This window comes from Streptomyces sp. NPDC037271 (genome assembly GCF_055603605.1).
Genome location: NZ_JBVJVN010000005.1, coordinates 213,918 through 236,850 on the forward strand (window position 1 = coordinate 213,918; position 22,933 = coordinate 236,850).

Below are 22,933 nucleotides of genomic sequence, written 5' to 3' on the forward strand. Positions count from 1 at the left end.
CGTGCGACGCAAAAGGACGGGGGCATGCCTGGAGCACGGTCCGCCGGGGTGAGAACGCCACGGCCTCGACCTGGTGCGAGGCGCTCTCACCCTGTGCAGCGTGGAGTGCCGTCAGTGAGCGGCCAGACCCTGCGTGGCCGAGGTGACGAGATCGCTCTTGGCGAGGCCGTTCCCGTCGGTGACGGCGGATGCCCAGGCGTCGGTGGTGGTGACCGCGGCCCAGTTCGAGTGCAGCAGCGTCATCAGGGTCTCGTGGACCTGTCGCGCGGAGGCGGTGCCGGCCTCGTTGGCGATGTGGATGGCGCCGGTGGCATCGGAGAGGACCTCGATCGTGAAGCCGAGGGGCTCGGCCGCGGCGGAGGTGGACAGGACGCAGTTGTTCGTCATGTAGCCGACCAGGGTCAGCGTGTCGATCTCGTTCTCCCGGAACCACTCGGCGAGGCCGGTGGCGGTGAAGATGTCGGAGTAGTTCTTGACCACTCGCTTGGTCGTGGAGCCGATGCGGCGCTCCACCTCCGGGTGGTTCTCCCAGCCGGGCGAGCCGGCCGTGAAGACCGGCGTGCCTTCGGGGAACTCGTGCTGGACGGCGACGACGGGCAGGTCCGCCTGCGCGGCGATGTCCAGGGTGCGCAGGATGTTCTTCAGCGATGCGCCGCGGGGCGGGTACTGGATGTTCAGCGGTCCGTCGAAGTACTCCTGCTGCACGTCGATGAGGACAAGGGCGCGGCGTGGGGTGGTCACGTGGTCTCTCCTGTTTCTGGTGGTACGGCGCGGACAGCGCCGTGGATCCCATGCTCATGGGGCAGCGGGCACTACAGTGAGTGGCAGAAAAGCTGTTAATCGATGAGATCAGGACAGGCATGCGTATCGCCGTTCACGCCTTCGACGGGATCACCGCGTTCCACCTCGCCGCGCCCCTGCTCGTGTTCGGCGAAGTGGCCCGGCAGGGCCTGGCCCCCGAGTGGACGACCACGGTCTGGAGCACGGACGCGCGCTCGGTCCGTACCTCGGAAGGGATCGTGATCGACGACCTCGCCGGGCCCGCCGCGGCGGAAGGGGCCGACCTGCTCGTCTTTCCTTCCTGGCCCGCCGACTTCCCTGAACCGGACGGCGACCTTGTCACCCTGATCCGGGACACGCACGGCCGCGGAGCGGGAATCGTCGGACTCTGCCTCGGCGCGTTCCCCGTGGCGGGCAGCGGCGTGCTCGACGGACGGACCGTGGCCACCCACTGGGCCTCGGCGACGGAACTGGCCGAACGGTACCCCGCCGTGGACGTGCACGCGGACGCCCTCTACCTGGACCACGGTGACGTGCTCACCTCGGCCGGCACCGCCTCCGGGCTCGACGCCTGCCTGCACATCGTCCGCAACCGACTGGGATCGGAGGCTGCCGCCACCGTCGCACGCCATCTCGTCATCGCGCCTCACCGGGAGGGTGACCAGGCCCAGTACATCGACCGGCCCGTGCCCGACGACGCCGCGGGGCCCATCGGCGACACGATCACCTGGGCCCTGGCCAACCTCGATCAGCGCCTGTCCGTCACCGAACTCGCCGCCCACGCGCACATGAGCACCCGCAACTTCTCCCGCCGCTTCTACGAGACGACCGGCATGAGCCCGGCCAAGTGGGTCCTCACGCGCAGGCTCGATGAAGCCCGCAGACTGCTGGAGACGACCACCTGGAGCATCACCCGCATCGCCGCGGCATGCGGGTACGCCAGCGCCGTGACCTTCCGGCAGAACTTCACCGCGCACTACGCGACCACACCGACGTCCTACCGCCACCGCTTCACCGATCGCACCCGGATGAACGGCTCTGCCCCAGGAACTTCCGAGCCCGCCCTGGGTGGATACGCAGAACACGCCACCTCCGTCGCGGAGGCATAGGACTCCAAGCCGCTTCGCGGCGTCCCCGTGCGCCCCAGTGCCGCGTTGCGCGCGGCGGCCTGCCGACTCGGACCGGGTCGACAAGGAGCCGTCTGCCGTGGACGGTCAGCCGGACGTCGGGGTGAGGCAAGGAGACCTCTGGGTGATGTGGGCCCTGCCGCTGGCATCGCTCTTTGTGACCGCGGATTGGACCGCGCACGTCGGACGAGACCAGATGCGCTTCGCGCACGAGCGCACCGCAATTGGCCCACCACGATGACCGCCAAGAGTGTGCAACCGGCGTCGACCTCCTCCTCGCAGGCATCGCTGTCATCGCACACCCGCGCGAGGCCCGACCGCCTCGACGACCGCGCCTGTCAGGGGCAAGGAATGATGCGCCCCCTGCCGACAGGCGAACCGTCGCACCTGGCCGGGAGTCAGGCGCGGCGGGCGGCCCACACCGTGCGCTCGGTGCGTACGGCGAGGTCCTCGCGGAGCAGCAGGTTGTTCGGGCTGCTGGTGTCCAGGAGCTCGTCCAGTGCGGCGAGGTCCTCGGGGGTGAGACCGGGGGCGGCGACGCTACGGATGCGCTGCAGAACGCCGTAGGCGTAGCGGCCGACCGCTTCGCTGCGCGGCCCTGCGATGCTGACGGTGAGGGTGCGTTCGTCCTCGACGGTGAAGCCGGCGGCGGTCAGCATCGGGCCCCAGTCGGCGCCGCGGTGCGGAACGCGCTCGGCGTGGAAGCTGTTGGTCGCGGCATGGGCGCGCTCTTCGAGGCCGGGCCGGTTCTCCGGGGCGTGGGCGGGCAGGAAGCGGGGGACGCCTGCGAGCTCGACGACGGCGAACAGGCCGCCGGGGGCGAGCAGTTCGCGGACGTTGCGCAGGGCGCGGTCGGGGTTGGCCATGTGGTGCATCGAGGCCGAGGCCCACACCAGGTCCGGTCGGCCGAGGTCGGGCCAGTCGTTGTGGTCGAGGTCGGCCTGCACGATCCGTACGCGCTCCTGGATGCCGCGCGCGCACGCCTTCTCGCGTAGGAGCTTCAGGTGCTCGGCGAAGGTGTCGACGGCGGTGACGTGCGCGTCGAGGAAGCGTTCGAGGAGGGCGAAGGCACCCGCTCCGGTGCCGCAACCCAGGTCCACGATGTGGCGCGGCTCGTCCTTCAGTGGCAGCCAGGCGGTGATCGACGCGATGTGCTCGGCGAGCACCTCGGCATCCAGGTCGAGGATCTCCGCCTGGCCGCCATTGCCGCCTTCGGGATGTCCGCCCTGGCCGTGACCGAGGTGGTGACCGCCGTTGCCGTGGTGGTGGGTGTGCTGATGGGTGTGGGACATGACTCCACCGTAAGCTGGCCATGCGCCTGCCGCACGTCTCGTTGCGCGTAAAGCAAAGAGACGGTTCGGTGCACTGCCCGGCACGCAAGATCGCCCGCTTTGCCGGGACCTCCCGCCCAGCCACGGCCCGCTATGCGCAGGGGTCCTGGGTGCTGGTGCAGTCGGCTTCGAAGTCGTCGGTGTCGGCGTCTTTCCGGTGGCCGCGGCGGGCGTCACGGTCGAAGATGCCCAGGATCTCGCAGGGGCCGCCCTCGGCACCGATGGCGTGCGGCATCATGGTGGGGAACTCGGCGGCCTGGTTGGTTTCGACGCGAAAGCGCCGGTGACCGAGCATGAGGACGGCGGTGCCGGACAGTACGACGAGCCATTCGCGGCCGGGGTGGGCGCGCATGCGGGCCGGGTTGTCGGGCGGCGGGTCGGTCATCCGCTGGCGCATCACGGTCATGCCGGGGTCGCCCTTTACGGGCCAGCGCATCATCCCGTGGGCGCCGTCGATCATCGGGCTGATGACGACATTTTCGGCGGCGTTCTCCACGAGCTGGTCCAAGGAGGTGTCCAGGGCGCGGGCGAGGGTGACGAGCTGGTCCAGGGCGAGACGGCGCTGACCGTTCTCGATGCGGCTCAGTGAGGACTGACTGAGATTGGCCCGGCCGGCCAGTTCCTCCAGGGACCAGCCCTGCGCGACGCGCAGGGCGCGGATCCGTTTGCGTACGAGGCTGTCGAGCTGACCATCTTCTTGCGTCATGGGCAGCATGGTATGCCCGTGATGCAACATGCGCTTAACGTCGAACACAGATGGTCCGACCCACGGGGCCAGGTACGACGAAAGGGCGCGACATGTCTGCGCAGACTTCCCACCACGACAGCGACGCACTGCCCACCGAGACCGTGGACGTCGTCGTGATCGGCGGCGGCGCCGCGGGCCTGAACGGCGCGCTGATGCTGGCCCGCTCGCGCCGCTCGGTCATCGTGATCGACAGCGGCACCCCGCGCAACGCCCCCGCCACCGCCATGCACGGCTTCATCGTTCTGGACGGGCGTCCCGCCGCCCGAGATCCTGGGACGCGGACGCGAGCAGGTACGCCAGTACGGCGGCCGGATCGCCTTCGGGGAGGTGGCCGCAGCGGAACCCGCTGCCCCGTCGGCGGCCGGCGATCTGCGGTTCGCCGTCACTCTGGCCGACGGCCGCACGCTGACGGCCCGCCGTGTGCTGGTGGCCAGCGGCCTGCGCGACGTACTGCCCGAGGTGCCCGGCCTGGCCGAGCACTGGGGCCACAGCGTGGTGCACTGCCCCTACTGCCACGGCTACGAGGTACGCGACAAGCCCATCGGCATCCTCGCCACCGGCCCTCTCTCCATTCACACGCCTGGCTGTTCCGCCAGCTGACGGACGATCCGATCTACTTCACCCGCGGCACCGACGTGGGCTCCGGGACCCGCGCCCGCTTCGCCGCCCGGGGCAACCGCGTCTTCGAGACCGACGTGAGGGAAGTCGCCAACGACACCGACGGTGCCCTCGCGGGTGTCCGCCTGACCGACGGCACCCTCGTCGAGCGGCGGGTCCTGGCCGTCACCACAAGGATGGAGGCCCGCACTGAGGGCCTGGACGGGCCGAAGCTGCCCATGGAGGCCCTGCCGGACAACTTGGGCCGCCACTTCGCCTCCGCCATGGCCGGCACCACCGAGATCCCGGGTGTGTGGGTGGCGGGCAACGCTACCGACCTCGCTGCCCAGGGCGGCGCCGCCGCGGCGGCCGGAGCCCTGGCCGCCTCCCACATCAACGCGATGCCGGCCACGGCGGACACCGACGCCGCGCTCGCCGTCGCACAGAAGGCCACCGGCTGACACGTACGCCCGCCGCTGAACAACCGCGCGGCCGCCATCCATCGGTCCGCGCGGTGAGCAAGTCCCTGTCTCACCCAACTGGCGACCGGTCTTGTCCCGGCGCTGATTCCGCATACCCTTTCGGAAGGAAACCATGAGTACTCATCAGCCTCTTCAGGCGACGGCCACGCCGGCCGGCGACGAGGGTGCGCCGGATGCACGTCAGCTGCGCGCGATCCTGATCACCGTCTCGATCGCGTTGATGGCTGTCATCGCCTCGGTGTCGGGGCTGAGCGTCGCCCAGACCCAGCTGGCCGTCGAGTTCGGCGCCTCGCAGACCGCCGTCCTGTGGATGATCAACAGCTACACCCTCGCCCTGGCCGCGCTGTTGCTGCCACTCGGCGCCATCGGTGATCGCCTGGGCCGCAAGCCCATGTTGATCGCGGGGTTGGTCATCTTCGGCGCCGCCAGCGTCCTCGCGGGACTCGCCCCGACGGCCGGGACGATGATCGCGGCCCGGATGGCCGCCGGCGTCAGCGCCGCGATGATCATGCCGATCACCCTGGCCGTCATCACCTCCACCTTCCCCGAGGAGGAACGCGGCAAGGCGATCGGTGTGTGGACCGGTGTCGCCGGAGGCGGCGGCATCGTGGGGATGTTCCTGTCCGCCCTGCTGGTCGATGTCGCCGACTGGCGCTGGCTGTTCGTGCTGCCCGTGGTCCTGGGGGCCGCGGCGCTGGCGATGACACTGAAGTCGGTGCCCAACTCCCGCGAACGCTCCGCCCATTCCTTCGACATCATCGGCGCGCTGCTCTCCATCGTCGCCGTGACTGGTCTCATCTTCGTCCTGCAGGAAGGCCCCGAGCGCGGCTGGACCGCCCCCATCACGCTGGTCAGCCTGGCCGTCGGCGTCGCCGCCGCCGTTGCCTTCGTGGCCTGGGAGCTGCGCCGCCGCGATGCCTCGCTGTTGGACGTACGCCTGTTCCGTGAGCGCGGCCTGGCCGGCGGCTCGATCACCTTGCTGGTGGTCTTCGGTGTCCAGGCCGGTATCGCCGTGGTCCTCTTCCCGTTCTTCCAGGCTGTGCTCGGCATGTCGGGGCTGCTGTCGACCGTGGCGCTGATGCCCATGGCCGTCATGATGATGACGGGCTCGGGCCTGGCCCCCAAGGTGGCCGCCAGGAACGGCGCCCGCTCCACCATGACGGTGGGCGTCGCCCTGTCCACGCTCGGCCTGGCGCTGATGGCGCTGTTCGTGTCCGTGGACGGCGGCTACCTGTCCATCCTGGCCGGCATGATCGTCATGGGTATCGGCATGGGCCTGTCGATGACGCCCTCCACCGAGGCCATCACCGGCTCCCTGCCCCGCGCGAAGCAGGGCGTGGCCTCCGCGCTCAACGACGTCACCCGCGAGTTCGGCACCGCTCTCGGTATCGCGATGCTCGGCGCGCTCCTGGCCAGCGGCTACCGCAGCGCCATCGACGGCAAGCTCGACGGCATCCCCGACGGGGCCGCGGACACCGCACGCGAGGGCATCGCCAACGCCATAGAGGTCGCGCCCACCACCGGAGGCCACGCCCAGGATCTGATCCACGCCGCGCAGCAGTCCTTCGTCGACGGTTGGCAGCAGTCCATGTGGGTCGGCGCCGCCGTCATGGCCGCCCTGCTCGTCTACGTCGCCCTGCGCGGCCCGAAGAACACCACACCCCGCCGGCCCGAAGCCGAGGCAGCCCCCGAGACCGGGGTCGCGGACAACGTCGCCGCTCGCTGACCTCGCCGAAACTCTGTGCGGACGGAGCTCCGGCCGCATCAGCGGCAACCTCCACCGGCCCTGGCGCTACCACCGCGGCCTGCAACGAGTCTTCTACCAGTCGGCCCTGATCAGCATCCGCACGTGTCCCGTCTCCCGGGCGTTCTACGACCGCAAGCGCACCGAAGGAAAACGCCACACCCCGGCCGTGCTCGCGCTCGCCCGACGACGCGTGAACGTCCTCTGGGCGTTACTGCGCGACGGACGCTGCTTCACCCAGGCGCCCCCGGTCACTCATCCGGCATGAACCGTCCGCGCCTTCTCTACGGGGCCAGAACACCTTGACAACCACATGGGAAATCACTTCGCGGCAGCTTCGCCGTGCTCGCGGTCCCGCGGGTGTGCGTAGTCCGTTGGCCTGGGGCACGGTCGAGCGAATAACATCGCTGTATGGCGATAGCCGCCCTCGTCAAGAGCGAGGGCCTGCACACCGTCTGCCAGGAAGCCGGCTGCCCCAACATCTACGAGTGCGGGGAGGACCGCGAGGCGACCTTCCTGATCGGCGGCTCCGTCTGCACCCGCCGTTGCGACTTCCGCCAGATCACCTCCGGCAAGCCCCTCCCGCTGGACCGCGACGAGCCCCGGCGCGTGGCGGAGTCGGTGCGCACCATGGGCCCGCGCTACGCCACCATCACCGGCGTCACCCGCATGACCTGCCCGATACGGGCGCCTGGCTCCACGCCGAGACCATCCGCCAGATCCACACCCTGAACCCCGGGGCTCGGGCGTCGAAGTCCTCGCCGACGACCTCGGCGGCCGCCCGGACGACCTCGCCACCGTCTTCGGGGCACGTCCCGAGGTCTTCGCCCACAACCTGGAAACCGTCCCCCGCATCTTCCGCGAGATCCGCCCCGGCTTCCGCTTCGACCGCTCCCTCGACGTCCTGCGCCAGGCCCACCGAGCAGGCATGATCACCAAATCCAACCTGATCCTCGGCATGGGCGAGACCACCCAGGAAGTCATCGCCACACTGCACGCCCTGCGCGAGACCGGCTGCGACATCCTCACCCTCACCCAGTACCTGCGCCCGTCGCCCCTCTACCGCCCGGTCGACCGCTGGGTACGCCCGCAAGAGTTCGCCGAACTCAAGGCAGAGGCCGACCGGATGGGGTTCGCGGGCGTGCTGGCCGGCCCACTGGTGCGCTCGTCCTACCGAGCCGGACGACTGTGGGCCCAGGCCATGACGGCACAGGGTCGCGAGGTGCCGCCCGCACCGCGGCACCTCGTGACCGCCACGGCCGAAGAAGCGTTCCCTCGGGCGGTCTGAAGGCGCAGGAACCACACCGGACTGCCCGGCCGACGGAGGACAAGGGTCCGACGCCGGCGGTGGCGTGTCCTCGATGATCCGCGCAACAAGCACATCGCGGACGATCTGCAACGACTACCGCTCAGAAGGACGGAGGCGCAGCAGCGCTCGTAGCAGCCGAGCACCCATTCCCGGAGCTGCGGCCCCTGCGGGCAGCGAGGCGGCCGGCGCCTTCCGCCCAGACCGCATTCGCACACGCCTTGGGCACGGCGGCGCTGATCGACGCGCGGCGCTGCCGGCCATCACATCCCATCCCACCCGCTCAATACCTCAGGAGAATGTCCATGCCCAAGCCTGCGGCCTATTCGGCGCCGGTCGCGCCGCATACTGGTAACCGCCCGCCGGAGACGGGCCTGCGCCGTTCCGTCCCGGAGACGCAGAAGCGCATCCTGAACCGTCCTGCTGATCTCCCAGATCCTCAGCGGCGCCGGACTCGCGGCAGGCATCACCGTCGGCGCACTGCTGTACCAGGACATGCTCGGATCGACCACCCTGGCCGGCTTGCCCAGCGCTCTGCTCACCGGCGGGTCCGCACTCGCCGCTGTCGCCATCGGCCGCATCTCACAGGCACGCGGTCGGCGTCCCGGACTCGCCGCCGGTTACGTCGTCGGGGCGCTGGGCAGCGCAGGCGTCGTCGCTGCCGCCACCCTGGACAGCCCCGTCCTGCTCTTCGTCTCCCTCGTGCTGTACGGCGCCGGGACCGCCGCCAACCTCCAGGCGCGCTATGCCGGAGCCGACCTCGCGGCCCCCGCCTACCGGGCCCGCGCTGTGTCCACCGCGCTGGTCGCCACCACGCTCGGCGGCATCCTCGGGCCCCAACCTGGCGACTCCGGCGGGACGTGTCGCCGAAACCCTCGAACTGCCCAGCCTCACGGGCCTCTTCCTGCTGTCGGGTCTCGCCTACGCCCTGGCCGCCCTCGTCCTGACCGTCTGGCTGCGCCCAGACCCGCTGCTGCTTGCCCGCGCCCTCTCCGGGGTACGAGAGCCGTCAGACGGAGCGGAACGGCCGGAGGCACACTGCGCACACCGGGGCCCCGGACTCCTGGTGGGCGTACTGGTCATGGGCCTCTCCCAGCTGGTGATGGTCGCGGTCATGACGATGACGCCGGTCCACCTGCATGACCACGGTCACGGCACGGCAGCCTCCGGGCTCGTCATCGGTCTGCACGTCGGCGCCATGTACCTGCCATCCCCGTTGACGGGTTTCCTGGTCGACCGCTACGGCAGCACGGCGGTCGCCACCGCTTCTGCGCTCACCCTCCTCACGTCCGGCGTCCTCGCCGCGTGCGCACCCGGTGACTCCGTCGCGCTCTCGGCTGTGGCACTCGTACTCCTCGGGCTGGGCTGGAACTTCGGCCTGGTCAGCGGGACCGCCATCGTCACCCAAGCCGCGCCGGCAGCCACTCGCGCCAGGACACAGGGCCTGGCCGATGTGGCTATCGCCATCGCGGGCGCGGCCGGTGGACTTCTTTCCGGCCTGGTCGTCGCCACGGCGGGCTATTCCGTGCTTGCCGTCGCGGGTGGTGCGCTCGCCCTTGCGATCCTGCCCGCGGTCATGGTGGCGGCCTTGCGAATACGGCAGGGGCAGGGCGGCAACGGCTTGCAGCGTGAGGTGAGGTAGGGGCGATGCTCAGTCCCGGCCCAGGAAATCTTCCTGGGCCGGGACTGCGCACCGCGAGCCCGCGGGGCCCGAGGATGTCCCGGTCGCCGGTTGCCGTCCAGGTCCGCTCAGCAGCCGATCTCATCCGGCCCTTCACGAGTGGTGCGCGGGGTGCCGGGCGGAGCGCTCAGGGTTGATCTCCCGGTGAGGGGTCTCCAGGTATGTCTGGTGCGCAGCGGCGATGTCGGCGGCGGACCCTCGCCGATGTGCGGCCCGGTCTCAAGCGAAGGCTCGGCCTTGCTGCTTGCGGGCGTAGGAGCGGGCCGCTCGGACGCGGTCTCCGCAACGGGTGGAGCACCACTGTCGGCGTGCATGGGTGCGCAGGAGGAAGCGGTCGCAGGGGGGCGCCTCGCAGCGTGCGATCCGAGATGCTTCGTCGCCGGTGAGCAGGGCGGCGGCGTCCTCGGCGATCTGAGCCATCGCGTGCTCGACGAGTTGCGTCACGGGGTGCACCGGGGTCCGACGGAATCCTTCGTCCGGTTCGTGACGCAGCAACCGCGCGCTGGGGACCTTGGTGAGGGCCCGGTTGATGCCGTTCAGGGCCGGCTCCGGGGGAGCATTGCCCTCCACGTGCGCCGTGAAGAGAGCGCGCAGATCGCCTCGGAGTTCCGTGAGCTGGTTCTGGCAGTACGCCAGCAGCGTCGTCCGCGCGGGTACGAGGCCGTGACTGACGAGCCAGCCGGTGGCCTCCTCGGGGGTGCCCAGTTCGTCTGCCCGATGCCCACCGGGGAGCGTCACCGTGCCGTTGACCAGCGCGAGGCTGACGTGCTCGTCGGCTCCAGGGGCGGGTGGGAGTGGGATCTTCGGCATCATCCTCATGGTATCAGTGCCATTCTTCCATGAGACACCTGTTAGCGTGGATCTCACGATGAACAGAACTATTTTCCGTGAGAATCGAGCAGTGGCATGATCCCCGCACCGCCTTCGGGCACCGCACCGTTCGCCCTGTCGGTGCTCGACAACGCACACACCGCTGTCGGGCAGACCGTCGAGGAAGCCTTCGGTGAAGTCATCGCTCTGGCCCGGTTGGCCGAGCGGCGGGGCTACCACCGCTTCTGGATGTCCGAGCACCACGCGATGCCCGGAGCTGCGACCTCCTCGCCGCAGCTGATGCTGGCGCGCCTGACCGGCGAGACGAACCGCATCCGGCTCGGGGCGGGCGGGATCATGCTGCCCAACCACGCGCCGCTCGTGATCGCCGAGCAGTTCGGCATGCTGGAGGCCCTCGCCCCGGGACGGATCGATCTGGGACTGGGGCGCGCGCCCGGCACGGACCTGGCGACCGCCGCGGCGCTGCGCCGCCACCACCACGCCAACGACGGCTTCCCGCAGCAGGTGCTGGAACTGCTCGGGTTCCTCGGCGGCGACTTCCCCGACGGCCATCCCTACCGGAACGTCCACGCGGTCCCGGGCCCGTGGCAGGCGGACGAGAACCGGGTGCCCCGCCCCGAGACCGCGCCGGAAACGTGGATCCTGGGGTCTTCGCCCTACTCGGCGCGCCTCGCGGCCGAACTCGGCCGCCCCTACGCCTTCGCGTTGCAGTTCGGCGACGCCGATGTGGCCTCGGCCATGCGTCTGTACCGGGAGAACTTCCGTCCCTCGAAGGTCCTGACCGAGCCGTACACGCTCGTCAGCGTCGGCGTGGTCGCCCATGATGATCCGGCGGAGGCCCGGCGTCAGGCGGCCTCGTCGGCGATGGCCATGCTGCGGATGTTCCAGCGCAGGCCCTACAGCCTGCTTTCCCCGGAGGAGGTCGAGGCATACCCCGCCAGTCTCCAGGAGCAGCAGATCCTCGAGACCTACACCCACCGGTTCCTCAACGGCACCGGCCCGGAGGTGGCCGCGGCCCTCGAACGACTCCATGCCCGCACCGGAGTCGACGAAGTGATGCTCGTAGTGATGGGTTACTCACGCCAGGCCCAGGCCCGCACGGTCGAGCTCATCGCCGACCACTACGCGCTCCCCTCACGGTGAGTCCCGGGCTTGACCGGCACCGGCGGTGTCGCTGAGCGTGCCGGCGACCGCGCCGATGCGCAAGCCGAGGACTCCGACGCGAGAGCGGGAGGAAGGGTGACGGAGACGACGATCAGCGCCAGGGAGCAGCTGGCCGGTCCCGTCGGACGGAGTGGGCGGCACCCGTGGGGCCGGGCAGGGCTCCCACGGGCCACGCCGCAGCACCGACGCACGATGCGGGCGAGCGCCGTGCTGGTAGTGGCCGAGCCGGTCGCCGACGACATCGCCTTCCTGCTCGTGCGGCGTTCCTGGGTCCTGCGCCATCATCCGGGCGAGTTCGCGTTCCCCGGCGGCGGCATCGAACTGAATGAGACCCCCGTCACGGCCGCGCTCCCGGAGTGCCACGAGGAGACCGGCATCATCCTCGGCCGACGGCACGTGCTCGGCACCTTGCCCACCCTGGCCCTGGAGGCGAGCGCGAACGTCGTCACGCCGGTGCCGCCCTGGGCCGGAGACGATGTCCCGAACGGCCCGGCGCAGCACTGGCGCAACCGCCAGTCGAGGCACTGGGTGCCCCGCAGCCACCTCGTGGACCCGGAGAACCGCACCACCGTGACGTACGGGGAGCACTGGGCAGGGCCGGGATTCCGGCTCGACGGTGCCCATGTCTGGGGCTTCACCGCCCATGTCCTGGACCGGCTGCTCGACGAACTCGCGTGGAGCCGCCACCGACCTTGTCGGTGCCCCCACCGAACTTGTCGACGAGTCCGGCGACATCGCCTGGCGCACCCGGAGCACGCTCTGGGGCGGTTCCGGCGGAGTCCGAAGCGGTCCTCCGTGACATTCGCGAGTTCGGTGTGGAGGCTCAGGGCGCGGGCCCTCAACTCATGGGACCGTCCATCCCCAAGCCATTCGAGAACAGCGGGAAGGGCGGCGCCTACAAACTTCCCGAATTCGACAGTCAGGGAAATAGTATCCGCTATACGGAATGGGGCACGGTGCAGTCGATCGACAACCCGAAATGGGGCGGCGAGAGGGTCGTGACCGGGTCGGACGGATCGGCGTACTACACTCCGACCCATTATCAGACGTACATCGTGATGGAGACCGGTCGATGAGCAACGCCACCTGGTGGGAACGTAACGAGGAAGAAGTGTGTGTCGTCCCGACCGACTCCCCGCTCTCCGTTGCACGCGCCCTGCCTCCCACCGGACTGATCTACTCGGCCCGGATGCGAGGACAGGAAATGCACGACTCCGACGGGGTGTTCACTCAATTCTACGAGGCACTGCGCCTCCCGGACTACTTCGGCTGGAACTGGAACGCACTGCAGAACTGCCTGACCGATCTACACTGGATCAACGCCAAGCATTTCCTCCTCACCATCGATGACGCCGACGTCGCACTTTCCGAAAGCACCGAAGAACGTGAAATCCTCTTCCGTGCCCTGAACGACGCCGTTAAGTTCTGGGCGGGAAAGCCCGAGCTTCCAGGCCAGGAGAAGATCACTTTTCAGGCCGTACTGCTGTGCCCGCCCCATGCCCATGAGGAGGTACTCCGCGAAATCAGGACCTATTGAGGCCCGGTGAATTCGGCGTGACCGAATCGGCCCTCTACGCCCGCACGGAGCACTTGGTACCGAGAGTACCTGGCAGATCCTGCCGGACTGCGGGCATAGACTCTCCACAGTCATCTTCCGCGACAGTGGCCCGAATGTGAGCATTCAGACAGTCTGAACCACTGGCCGCCGTACAGTGGAATGAAGGCGGACGTGTACCGAGAGTTCCTCATCCCCGACGACGAAGAAATCTACGAGACCATCGGGGAATGGCCGGATTCAGACGAGAGCGGCGCACGTATTCTCACTGTGCAAGGCGATTCGGGGCGCTCGCTTATTTTTCCTACGATACATTTGGCGAAATCGGTGAGGATCCGCTGGATGAACGAACAGGGAATCGAGATGCTGGATTTCTTCCGTGAATCTGCAACTCGCTTTTCCTTCACCTCAGGTCAATCAATAAGGCACATTTCCATCGATTTCCACACGGGCGAGTGCATGGGGACCATGGAAATTCAGGTGACACCCCACCTTTCGGTACGCGACCGCCTCCTGTTCCAATAGAAGGCAGGACGATCTGTCATCCTGCATGAGAGCACGCGCAAGGAGCACAGGGCCATGGAAGGTGGGAGCGCCGTGATGCCCCGCCAGAATCAGCGTCGAAACAGGTCGGTCTCGCCCGAAAAGAAAAACCAGGCGGTCTCGCGGCACGGAGCACTCAGACTCGATGGCGAACACGGTCCGCTGCTCGTCCCCGTGCCGAAGCAGGGGCCAGTGCACGAGTCAGTCGGTATCGCTGGGCACCCCCGCCCTCGGTGCGGCAGACACGTCATCGCCATCAAGAGCTCTACGGATCTTGTCGCCTTCTGCGGGACGACTGCGTGTCACCGAAATTCCTGCTCCTACGTGGCCGCGTGCGAGCTCCGGCCGAAGAGCTCCTCTCTGCGGTGAGTGGCCTTACGGCGTGCGGCTTGCGCGCCTCGCTTCCCTCGGTTCCGGGGATGAGGTCGGTCTGCATCGGTGCGGGAGCAGAACGACGGGCGGTTTCCAGCGCGCCCCGAATGTCTCCACTGCCGGAAACCAGACCGCGGCATCCCGGCCGTCCCGCCACCCCGGCAGCGAGGCCACCGGACCGCGCGCCTGCACCGGCACCACCCTCACCCGCGCCGGAGACGTCCGCTTCGAGTACGACGCCCTCGGCCGGCTCACCCTGCGGCAGAAGACCCGCCTCTCCCGCAAGCCGGACACATGGCTACCTGGGACACGGAGAACCGCCTCACCTCCGTGCCCCCCCCCACGGGACGCGGTGGAGGTACTGCTACGACCCGCTCGGCCGCCGCGCCACGAAACAGCGCCTGGCGGCCGACGGCGAGAGCGTGGTGGAGGAGGTCCGCTTCACCTGGGACGGCCTCACCCTGTGCGAACAGACCAGCCACCAGCCGGACGTCCCGAACACGGTCGCCCTCACCTGGCACCACCGTGCTGACGTCCCCCTGGCCCAGACCGAGCGCATCCTCACGGCCGACGACCGCCAGGAGGAGATCGACCGCCGGCTCTTCGCCATCGCCACCGACCTCATCGGCACGCCGACCGAGCTCATCGACGAGACGGGCGACATCGCCTGGCGCACCCAGAGCACGCTCTGGGGCACCTACGACCCCGAGACCGGCCGCTACACCTCCCCCGACCCCCTCGGCCTCGCTCCCGCCCCGAACCCCTTCGCGTACGTGGACAACCCGCACAGCGGATGGGACCCATTGGGGCTCATGCCCAAGTACACGAAGGAGGAGAAGGCTCAGAAGGCCAGGGAAGACGCCCTCAAGGCCATGGATCAGGTCATCGAGAGGGCACAGGAAAGCAAGATCAAGAAGGCTGGCAACTACCACGCGCATGACCATGGCTTTACTGAGGAAATGGTCACGGAGATCCTCAAGAAGCCGGACGCGGTGTACCACTCGACGGCGGGCAGCGGAAACCTGATCTTCCGTCAGGGTGAGGGCATCGTGGTAGTTCGGGCCGACCGTCAGGGGGCAGGCAACGTCATCACGGCATACGGTTCGTCCGGTATCAAGGGTCCTTCCGGGGCCGAGGCGCCGGGCGGCTTGCCCACCGATCCCGGTAAATCGATTACGCACGCAGACGTGGTGGAAGGCAGGATCCCAGCAAAGAACGGCTATATGGCTCCCGGAGTGCAGGTCAGATGAGGTGGCATTCACCATGAGAATCACCATTGACGACAACTGGACCGCGACGGTGACGGGCGATCCGCTGCACACCACCCCGCGTCTCGATTTTCGGGACTTCCGTGTGCGCATCGCGTCGTACGCAAACATCGATGAACGCGGGCGGTTCCTTTTGGACACCTTCGGCAGTGGGCCGTGGCTGTGGGACACGCCTGACGAGCTCCGGTTCGATCAGGCGGGCCGGGAACTGGTCGGCGCCGAGTTTCAGATCGCGGGTGAGGCCGCCGACGCCGAGGACTCCGCCCGTCTTCCCGCCACACCCCCCGTCCGCCCGGGGGGCCTTCGCGCTGACGAAGCCCGTGACTTCCGCCTGGAGGTGACCACGGAACTCTGCCGCGCCCCCGGAGACACCGCGCTCACCTGCCTACGCGGCCTCGACGTCCTGGACGGGCCGCTGCAGGCCCGCATCGGCATCGCCCCCGACGTCACACTCCTCATCCAGCACGGCACCGCCGTCGGCTGGAGCCTCACCGACCCCGCGCGCTACCTGACCACCGGCTTCGCCGCCTCCGACCCGGCTCCCCCCGCCCCGGCCACCCGCCGCCTGCTCACCGAGTGCCTGGACTTGGTCACCACGGGGCTCCTCGACGAGGTGAGGGACCGGGCCCCGGCCGCCCTGGACCGGCTCCGGGCACTGGAGCAAGCTCTGCGGACCCGGCGCGAGGACCGCCACCGAACCGACGCCCTTCTCTCGCTCATCGCCGACCTGGTCGAGGACTACGCCGACCGGCCGACCGGGCAGAAGCCGTGAACCACCGGCCTGCCCCGCCCAGTGGCAACGACGCGGACAGCCGGAGGTGCAACGCCGTCCAGATCCGTGGGGCACCCACAACACCCTGGACGGCGACCGCACCGCGGGCGGCGACCCGGTGGACCTCGCCACGGGCCTACGACCCCAGAGAGGCCGAGCACTTCCACTCCTTCACCAGCCTCGCCTGCACTCTGATCCGCTACCGCCGACTCACCAATTGAGATGACTTGTCAGAGACCCGCCTCCTCTTGTCCTCCACCGCGCGATGGCGAGCGTCAGGAAACGGGGAACCAGGCCGACAGGCGCTTGGCGATGACCGGTACATCGATGTGGTCCTGCGCAACGTCCTCGACGAACGGGCCGGCGACGGAGACGGGTGGCGGGACGGTCGTGGCGCTGACGCCGTTGAAGCGCAGGAAAACACGCATGGCGAGCCAGGCGGTGCGTTTGTTGCCGTCGATCAGCGCGTGATTGCGGGCGACGGAGTGCAGCAGCGCAGCCGCCTTCTCGTGCAGCGCGGGATACAACTCGGCCCCGAACACGTTCGTGCGAGGACGCTCGATCGCCGACACCAGGAGGCCCATGTCACGCACGCTGTGCTCGGTACCGTTGACCGTCCGGGCGATGGCCAGAATCTCGTCGATCTGGATGTAGCGCACTTCGGTCACTTCAGGTAGTCCAGGATCTCCGCATCACTGTCCATCAGCTCAGCCAGGACATCATCGACCTTCAGCTCGGCCCGGTCCTGGGCATCACGGATGGCCTCAATGGCAAGTTCCTGCTTGCTGCGCCCCTCCCGACGAGCCCGCTCGGTGAGCTTCGCGTCGAGATCGTCGGGGAGCCGGAGTGTCATCGCCATGCAGGGATGATACCTGATCGGTATCAGAGCGGCGAGGTTGAGCGTTCTCGGCTTCGAGCGTCATCCGAGCGACAAGAATCTCCGAACGACTCCCAGAAGGCATCACCGATGCAGGCACCTCGGGTACGAACCCGCAGGTCAGCGAGCCACACAGATCGATCCGTCCGTCGAACCGCTACACGGAGGGGAACACGTCGAGCAACCCGCCCGGCCAGCAAAAGCGCAGGTCAGGACCCCTTGCCCGCAGGCTCAAGAATGGCCACGCACTCCATGTGCGACGTCATCGGGAACAGATCGAACACCCGCAGCGTCCGCACCCGGTACCCCCCGTCCCGGAAGTACCCCAGATCCCGCGCCAGCGCCGCCGGGTCGCACGCCACGTACGCGATCCTCCGCGCCCCCAGCGACGCCAGGTGCTGCACCGTCTTGCGTCCCGCCCCCGCGCGCGGCGGGTCGAGGACGATGAGGTCGACCTCGTCGATCCCCGTGCGCGGCAGGACCGCCTCCACCTTGCCCTGCTCGATCCGCACCCGGTCGAAGCCGGCGAGGTTGTGCCGGGCGTCCTCGACCGCGCGCTTGCCGGACTCGATGCCGAGGACGGCGCCCTTGTCGCCGATGCGGTCGGCCAGGGCGCCGGCGAAGAGGCCCACTCCGCAGTACAAATCGAGGGCCATGTCGCCCTTGCGCGGGAGCAGGCCCTGCATGACCGCCTTGACGAGGGTGTCGGCGGCCTTGGGGTGGACCTGCCAGAAACCGCCGCTGCCCACCCGGTAGGTGCGGTCGTCGGCGCGCTCGCGGACGAAGGGGCGGCCGTGGACGCGGTGGACGCCGCCGTCCTTCTCGCCGACCCGCATGACCGACACCGGGCGGTCGAGCTCGACGATGGGCAGGCGGGCGCCCGGTTTGGGAGTGAGGATGACCTGGCGGTCCTGGGAGCCGGTCGCCGCGATCGCCTCGACGGACTCCATGCCCGTCCAGTCCCGCTGCTCGATGCCCAGCTCGCTGACGCCCTCCGCGGCGATCATGCAGTGGTCGATCGGCTGGACCTCGTGCGAGCGGTGCTTGCGCAGGCCCGCGCGGCCCTCCGCGTCGACGGCGTACTGGACCCGGGTGCGCCACGACGGGACCTGGCCGGCGGGCACCTTGTCGCCCTCGGCCGGCATCACCGTGCCGTCCCAGCCGGCCTCCTCGGGAGTGAGGCCCGCGAGGCGCTTCAGCTGCTCGGCGACGACCTCGCCCTTCAGCCGGCGCTGGGCACCCGGCTTGGCGTGCTGCCAGTCGCAGCCGCCGCAGCGGCCGGGGCCGGCGAAGGGGCAGGGGGCCTCGATGCGGTCTTTGGAGGCGTCCAGGATCTCGACGGCGTCGGCACGCAGGAAGCGGGCCCCCTCCTCGCCCTCGGTGACGCGGGCCACGACCCGCTCGCCGGGCAGCGCGTGCCGGACGAACAGCACCTGCCCCTCGGATGTCCGGGCGATGCAGTGGCCGCCGTGGGCGACGGGGCCGACCTCGACCTCGTACTCGTCACCCACCAGCGATACCGCCTGGGACTCCGCCTGCGATTTCTTCGGTTCTGCCTGCATGGCGGGGTGACTCCATAGAACGGGGACGACGAAGGACGATCGCCGGAAGACGAACGTCAAAGGACAGCAGCCGTCCAGTCTACGTCGACGACGAGGAGTCCTTCGCCCGGTCGCGCTGCGCCGGACCTCGCCGCACCGCGCCGGGCGCGTTCCAGTCCTGCCGCTTGCGGGCCCGGCGCTTCGCGGCCTCGGAGGACTGGAGCTGGTACGGGACGGAGGTGACCATGACGCCCGGGGTGAAGAGCAGGCGGCCCTTGAGGCGCAGCGCGCTCTGGTTGTGCAGCAGGTGCTCGTACCAGTGGCCGACCACGTACTCGGGGATGATCACCGAGACCGCGTCGCGCGGGGACTCCTTGCGCAGGCTCTTGACGTACTCGATGACCGGCCGCGTGATCTCGCGGTAGGGAGAGTCCAGGACCTTCAGCGGTACGGCGATGCCGCGCCGCTCCCACTCCTCGCGCAGTGCCTTGGTCTCCGCCGGGTCGACGTTGACGCTGAGCGCCTCCAGGGTGTCGGAGCGCATCAGCTTGGCGTAGGCGAGGGCGCGCAGGGTCGGGCGGTGGATCTTGGAGATGAGGACGACGGAGTGGACGCGGGACGGCCGCACGATGTCGTCGCTCTGCTCCTCGGGGTCCTCGGGGGCCGCGATCTCCTCGGCGACGCGGTCGTAGTGCTTGCGGATCGCGGTCATCGTCGCGAAGAAGATGCACATGCCGAGCAGGGCGACCCAGGCGCCGTGCGTGAACTTCGTGGCCAGCACGACGACCAGGACCAGTCCGGTGAAGAAGGCGCCGAAGGCGTTGATGGCCCGGGAGCGGATCATGCGGCGGCGCTTGGCCTGGTCCCGTTCGGCGGCCAGGTGGCGGTTCCAGTGGCGGACCATGCCGATCTGGCTGAGCGTGAAGGAGACGAAGACGCCGACGATGTAGAGCTGGATCAGCCGGGTGGAGTCGGCACCGTAGACGAAGACGAGGAGCATGGCCGCGCCGGCGAGGAGCACGATGCCGTTGGAGAAGGCCAGGCGGTCGCCGCGGGTGTGCAGCTGGCGCGGCAGGTAGCGGTCCTGGGCGAGGATCGAGCCGAGCAGCGGGAAGCCGTTGTACGCGGTGTTCGCGGCGAGGAAGAGGACCAGGGCGGTGGCGGCCGCCAGCACGATGAACAGGAAGCTGCCCTCGCCGAAGACCGCCTCGGCGACCTGTGAGATCACCGGGTGCTGGACGTAGTCCGCGCCGAGCGGGACGCCGTTGTGGAAGAGGTCGGTGGCCGGGTTCTCCGACATGCGGACGTCGGTCGCGGCGGCCAGCGCGATGATGCCGCAGAACATGGTGACGGCGAGCAGGCCCATGAGCGCGAGGGTGTTGCCCGCGTTCTTCGACTTGGGCTTGCGGAAGGCCGGGACGCCGTTGGAGATGGCTTCCACGCCGGTGAGCGCGGCACAGCCGGAGGAGAAGGCCCGCAGGAGGAGGAAGACCAGGGCGAAGCCGGCCAGGCCGCCGTGCTCCGGTTTGATCTCGTAGTCCGCGGTCGGGGAGCGCATGGTGTCGTCGAGCACGAGGCCCCGGAAGGCTCCCCACGCGATCATGATGAAGACGCCCGCGACGAAGACGTACGTCGGGATGGCGAACAGGGTGCCCGACTCCCTGACCCCGCGCAGGTTCATCAGCGTCAGCAGCAGGATCACGGCGATCGCGCAGAGGACCTTGTGCTCGACGACGAAGGGGACCGCGGAGCCGAGGTTCTCGATGCCGGAGGAGATGGAGACCGCGACGGTCAGGACGTAGTCCACGAGCAGCGCGCTCGCCACCGTCAGGCCGGCCTTGGGGCCGAGGTTGGTGTTCGCCACCTCGTAGTCGCCGCCGCCGCTCGGGTAGGCGTGCACGTTCTGCCGGTAGGAGGCGACCACCGTGAACATCAGCACGACGACCGCGACCGCGATCCAGGGACTGAAGTGGTACGCCGACACGCCCGCGATGGACAGGACCAGCAGCACCTCGCCGGGCGCGTACGCCACGGAGGAGAGCGGGTCGGAGGCGAAGACGGGTAGGGCGATGCGCTTCGGCAGGAGCGTTTCCCCCAGCCGGTCACTGCGCAGTGCGCGCCCGATCAGAATCCGTTTGGGCACGTCGGTCAGTTTGGACACAACAGAGGATCGTAAGGGTTCGAACGAGCGCCCGCCCACCCGCCACCCCCGATCCGTCCACCGTCTGCTCTACGGGTGAATTCGGAGGTGGTGCGGCTGCGGATTCCGCAGGTGAACGGGTTCGCATGCCTATATGACAAGCACCGTGCGATTACCTTTCGCTTCCCGGCCGTTGCCGCCCCTGGAGGTTCCATGCACCTGATCGCAGAGCTGATCGGCGGCGCCGTCACACTCGTCGGCCTCGGAATCCTGACTCTCGCCAGCGTCCGCAGCATCGGCCGGCGGGGGCCGTCCGCCAGAGGGTGAGACGGCCCCTGCGGCCCGTGGAGGCTTGCCGATACGTTGGGTGCGCACAGGGAAATCCGGCTCCCCGGACGGGGAATCCGGCTACCCGGGGCCCCGAGAGGCGTCAGCGCCGGTACGCACCGGCATGATGGTTCCCCCGCGGCCCGCACACTGGCCGCGACGTGTCGCCAGGCGAGCCGAAAGAGAGACATGAGCAGGACATCCACAGAGGCCGGCGGACCCGCGGAAAGCGGGGTGTGAGGCGATGCACATCGTCATCATGGGCTGCGGGCGCGTGGGCTCCGCCCTCGCGCAGACCCTGGAGCAGCAGGGGCACACGGTCGCCGTGATCGACCAGGACCCCACCGCCTTCCGCCGCCTCGGGTCCACGTTCGGGGGCCGCAGGGTCACCGGTATCGGCTTCGACCAGGACACCCTGCGCGAGGCGGGCGTCGAGGAGGCCGGCGCCTTCGCCGCGGTCTCCAGCGGTGACAACTCGAACATCATCGCCGCCCGGGTGGCCCGCGAGATGTTCGGTGTGGAGAACGTCGCCGCCCGCATCTACGACCCCCGCCGCGCCGAGGTCTACCAGCGCCTGGGCATCCCCACCGTCGCCACCGTCCGCTGGACGGCCGACCAGATGCTGCGCCGGCTGCTCCCCTCGGGCGCCGAGCCGCTGTGGCGCGACCCCACCGGCGGCGTCCAGCTCGCCGAGGTGCACACCTCGGCGTCCTGGGTCGGCCACAAGATCAGCCGGCTCCAGGAGGAGACGGGGGTGCGGGTGGCGTTCCTCACCCGGCTCGGGGAGGCCATCCTGCCGACCTCGCAGACGGTGTTGCAGGAGGGTGACCTGGTGCACGTGATGATGCGCACCGACGAGGTCCACAAGGTCGAGGCGGCGTTCGCCAAGGGTCCCGAGAAGGAGGCCGGTCACTGATGAGGGTCGCCATTGCCGGAGCCGGTGCGGTCGGCCGCTCGATCGCGGGCGAGCTGCTGGAGAACGGCCACGAGATCCTGCTCATCGACAAGGCGCCGACCGCCATCTCGGTCGAGCGCGTCCCGATGGCGGAGTGGCTGCTCGCCGACGCGTGCGAGATCACGTCCCTGGACGAGGCGGCGCTGCAGCGCTGCAACGTCGTCATCGCCGCGACGGGCGACGACAAGGTCAACCTGGTCGTCTCCCTGCTGGCCAAGACGGAGTACGGCGTTCCGCGCGTCGTCGCCCGGGTGAACAACCCGAAGAACGAGTGGCTGTTCAACGAGTCCTGGGGCGTGGACGTCGCCGTCTCCACGCCGCGGCTGATGTCGGCCCTGGTCGAGGAGGCGGTGAGCGTCGGTGACCTGGTCCGGCTGCTGCGCTTCAGCCACGGCGACGCCAACCTGGTGGAGCTGACGCTGCCGGAGGAGTCGGCCCTGGCCGGCATCCAGGTCGGCGACGTGGAGTGGCCCGAGGACACCTCACTGGTCACGATCATCCGCGGCACCCGGGTGCTGACGCCGTCCCGGGAGGACTCCCTGGAGGCCGGCGACGAGCTGCTGTTCGTGGCGGCGCAGGCCCGCGAGGAGCAGCTGGAGGACCTGCTGTCGGCGCGGCGCGGCGACGCCGCGCGCTGAGCGCTGAGCGGACGCAGGGCCCGCGCATACGACGGTGGGGGGGGGGGGGGGGGGCGGGGGGCCCCCCCTCCTGGTGTGTTCGGTACCCGCCTTTTGTGTTGTTTGCCCACCCTATGTTTCCTCCACCCCCATTGAGTGGTCCTTCCCCTTATTT

The 22,933-nt window shown here is 69.3% G+C and carries 17 protein-coding genes and 8 pseudogenes; 16 read left to right on the forward strand and 9 right to left on the reverse strand.

Going from position 1 to position 22,933, the window contains the following annotated elements:
* Positions 1-111 precede the first annotated feature (111 nt).
* Positions 112-741: an isochorismatase family protein gene (locus tag ACZ7G3_RS12620; RefSeq protein WP_470925222.1), complete on the reverse strand. Its 630-nt coding sequence runs from the start codon at positions 739-741 to the stop codon at positions 112-114.
* A 119-nt stretch (positions 742-860) separates the two neighbouring features.
* On the opposite strand from ACZ7G3_RS12620, the gene ACZ7G3_RS12625 reads away from it, so the two are divergent.
* Positions 861-1,889: a GlxA family transcriptional regulator gene (locus tag ACZ7G3_RS12625; RefSeq protein WP_470925224.1), complete on the forward strand. Its 1,029-nt coding sequence runs from the start codon at positions 861-863 to the stop codon at positions 1,887-1,889.
* 13 nt (positions 1,890-1,902) lie between these two features.
* Here ACZ7G3_RS12625 and ACZ7G3_RS12630 read toward each other — a convergent pair.
* The 3 genes and pseudogenes from ACZ7G3_RS12630 to ACZ7G3_RS12640 all read right to left on the reverse strand — a co-directional run.
* Positions 1,903-2,019, reverse strand: a pseudogene (locus tag ACZ7G3_RS12630) (IS481 family transposase); the annotation flags it as partial.
* A 286-nt stretch (positions 2,020-2,305) separates the two neighbouring features.
* Positions 2,306-3,199, reverse strand: a complete 894-nt coding sequence (locus ACZ7G3_RS12635; RefSeq protein ID WP_470925226.1) for a methyltransferase — start codon at positions 3,197-3,199, stop codon at positions 2,306-2,308.
* A 130-nt stretch (positions 3,200-3,329) separates the two neighbouring features.
* Positions 3,330-3,944: a helix-turn-helix domain-containing protein gene (locus ACZ7G3_RS12640; RefSeq protein ID WP_470925228.1), complete on the reverse strand. Its 615-nt coding sequence runs from the start codon at positions 3,942-3,944 to the stop codon at positions 3,330-3,332.
* A gap of 92 nt (positions 3,945-4,036) precedes the next feature.
* Between ACZ7G3_RS12640 and ACZ7G3_RS12645 the strand changes: the two are divergent.
* The 5 genes and pseudogenes from ACZ7G3_RS12645 to ACZ7G3_RS12665 all read left to right on the forward strand — a co-directional run bounded on the left by ACZ7G3_RS12645 (position 4,037) and on the right by ACZ7G3_RS12665 (position 9,757).
* A pseudogene (locus ACZ7G3_RS12645) lies at positions 4,037-5,044 on the forward strand (NAD(P)/FAD-dependent oxidoreductase).
* Between the two features lie 133 nt (positions 5,045-5,177).
* Entirely contained in the window at positions 5,178-6,791 is a 1,614-nt protein-coding gene (locus ACZ7G3_RS12650; RefSeq protein WP_470925230.1) for an MFS transporter, read from the forward strand.
* A 22-nt stretch (positions 6,792-6,813) separates the two neighbouring features.
* Positions 6,814-7,077 (forward strand): annotated as a pseudogene (locus ACZ7G3_RS12655) (IS110 family transposase); the annotation flags it as partial.
* Between the two features lie 158 nt (positions 7,078-7,235).
* Positions 7,236-8,097 (forward strand): annotated as a pseudogene (locus ACZ7G3_RS12660) (lipoyl synthase); the annotation flags it as partial.
* A gap of 323 nt (positions 8,098-8,420) precedes the next feature.
* Positions 8,421-9,757: pseudogene (locus ACZ7G3_RS12665) on the forward strand (MFS transporter).
* Positions 9,758-10,015: 258 nt separating this feature from the next.
* Here the strand turns inward: ACZ7G3_RS12665 and ACZ7G3_RS12670 are convergent.
* The gene (locus ACZ7G3_RS12670) at positions 10,016-10,606 is read right to left on the reverse strand and encodes a CGNR zinc finger domain-containing protein (RefSeq protein WP_470925232.1); all 591 of its coding nucleotides are present in this window, start codon (positions 10,604-10,606) and stop codon (positions 10,016-10,018) included.
* 96 nt (positions 10,607-10,702) lie between these two features.
* Between ACZ7G3_RS12670 and ACZ7G3_RS12675 the strand changes: the two genes are divergently transcribed.
* The 8 genes and pseudogenes from ACZ7G3_RS12675 (at position 10,703) to ACZ7G3_RS12710 (ending at position 16,301) form a co-directional block, all read left to right on the forward strand.
* The gene (locus ACZ7G3_RS12675) at positions 10,703-11,770 is read left to right on the forward strand and encodes an LLM class flavin-dependent oxidoreductase (RefSeq protein ID WP_470925234.1); all 1,068 of its coding nucleotides are present in this window, start codon (positions 10,703-10,705) and stop codon (positions 11,768-11,770) included.
* A gap of 213 nt (positions 11,771-11,983) precedes the next feature.
* Positions 11,984-12,196: pseudogene (locus ACZ7G3_RS12680) on the forward strand (NUDIX domain-containing protein); the annotation flags it as partial.
* Positions 12,197-12,476: 280 nt separating this feature from the next.
* Positions 12,477-12,557 (forward strand): annotated as a pseudogene (locus ACZ7G3_RS12685) (RHS domain-containing protein); the annotation flags it as partial.
* Between the two features lie 79 nt (positions 12,558-12,636).
* Positions 12,637-12,867, forward strand: a complete 231-nt coding sequence (locus ACZ7G3_RS12690) for a hypothetical protein (protein ID WP_470925236.1) — start codon at positions 12,637-12,639, stop codon at positions 12,865-12,867.
* Positions 12,864-13,328 (forward strand): barstar family protein, encoded by a 465-nt coding sequence (locus tag ACZ7G3_RS12695; protein ID WP_470925238.1) that lies wholly within the window; start codon positions 12,864-12,866, stop codon positions 13,326-13,328. Before ACZ7G3_RS12690 ends, ACZ7G3_RS12695 begins: the two co-directional genes overlap by 4 nt.
* 192 nt (positions 13,329-13,520) lie before the next feature.
* Positions 13,521-13,871 (forward strand): hypothetical protein, encoded by a 351-nt coding sequence (locus ACZ7G3_RS12700; RefSeq protein ID WP_470925240.1) that lies wholly within the window; start codon positions 13,521-13,523, stop codon positions 13,869-13,871.
* Positions 13,872-14,307: 436 nt separating this feature from the next.
* Positions 14,308-15,511: pseudogene (locus ACZ7G3_RS12705) on the forward strand (RHS repeat domain-containing protein); the annotation flags it as partial.
* A 13-nt stretch (positions 15,512-15,524) separates the two neighbouring features.
* Positions 15,525-16,301, forward strand: coding sequence for a hypothetical protein (locus ACZ7G3_RS12710; protein ID WP_470925241.1), 777 nt, complete (start codon positions 15,525-15,527; stop codon positions 16,299-16,301).
* Between the two features lie 275 nt (positions 16,302-16,576).
* On the opposite strand, the gene ACZ7G3_RS12715 is transcribed toward ACZ7G3_RS12710, so the two are convergent.
* The 4 genes from ACZ7G3_RS12715 to ACZ7G3_RS12730 form a co-directional block, all read right to left on the reverse strand.
* The gene (locus ACZ7G3_RS12715) at positions 16,577-16,969 is read right to left on the reverse strand and encodes a type II toxin-antitoxin system death-on-curing family toxin (RefSeq protein WP_470925243.1); all 393 of its coding nucleotides are present in this window, start codon (positions 16,967-16,969) and stop codon (positions 16,577-16,579) included.
* Complete coding sequence (locus tag ACZ7G3_RS12720; RefSeq protein ID WP_007445201.1) at positions 16,966-17,160, reverse strand: ribbon-helix-helix protein, CopG family; 195 nt, start codon at positions 17,158-17,160, stop codon at positions 16,966-16,968. The genes ACZ7G3_RS12715 and ACZ7G3_RS12720 overlap by 4 nt, the downstream gene beginning before the upstream one ends.
* 227 nt (positions 17,161-17,387) lie before the next feature.
* On the reverse strand, positions 17,388-18,740 hold the full coding sequence (locus ACZ7G3_RS12725) for a class I SAM-dependent RNA methyltransferase (RefSeq protein ID WP_470925245.1): 1,353 nt from the start codon (positions 18,738-18,740) through the stop codon (positions 17,388-17,390).
* A gap of 79 nt (positions 18,741-18,819) precedes the next feature.
* Positions 18,820-20,880 (reverse strand): APC family permease, encoded by a 2,061-nt coding sequence (locus ACZ7G3_RS12730; RefSeq protein ID WP_470925247.1) that lies wholly within the window; start codon positions 20,878-20,880, stop codon positions 18,820-18,822.
* 550 nt (positions 20,881-21,430) lie between these two features.
* Here ACZ7G3_RS12730 and ACZ7G3_RS12735 point away from each other — a divergent pair.
* Both ACZ7G3_RS12735 and ACZ7G3_RS12740 read left to right on the forward strand, forming a co-directional pair.
* The gene (locus ACZ7G3_RS12735; protein WP_398131759.1) at positions 21,431-22,102 is read left to right on the forward strand and encodes a potassium channel family protein; all 672 of its coding nucleotides are present in this window, start codon (positions 21,431-21,433) and stop codon (positions 22,100-22,102) included.
* Positions 22,102-22,779, forward strand: coding sequence for a potassium channel family protein (locus tag ACZ7G3_RS12740; RefSeq protein WP_426521867.1), 678 nt, complete (start codon positions 22,102-22,104; stop codon positions 22,777-22,779). Before ACZ7G3_RS12735 ends, ACZ7G3_RS12740 begins: the two co-directional genes overlap by 1 nt.
* Positions 22,780-22,933 lie beyond the last annotated feature (154 nt).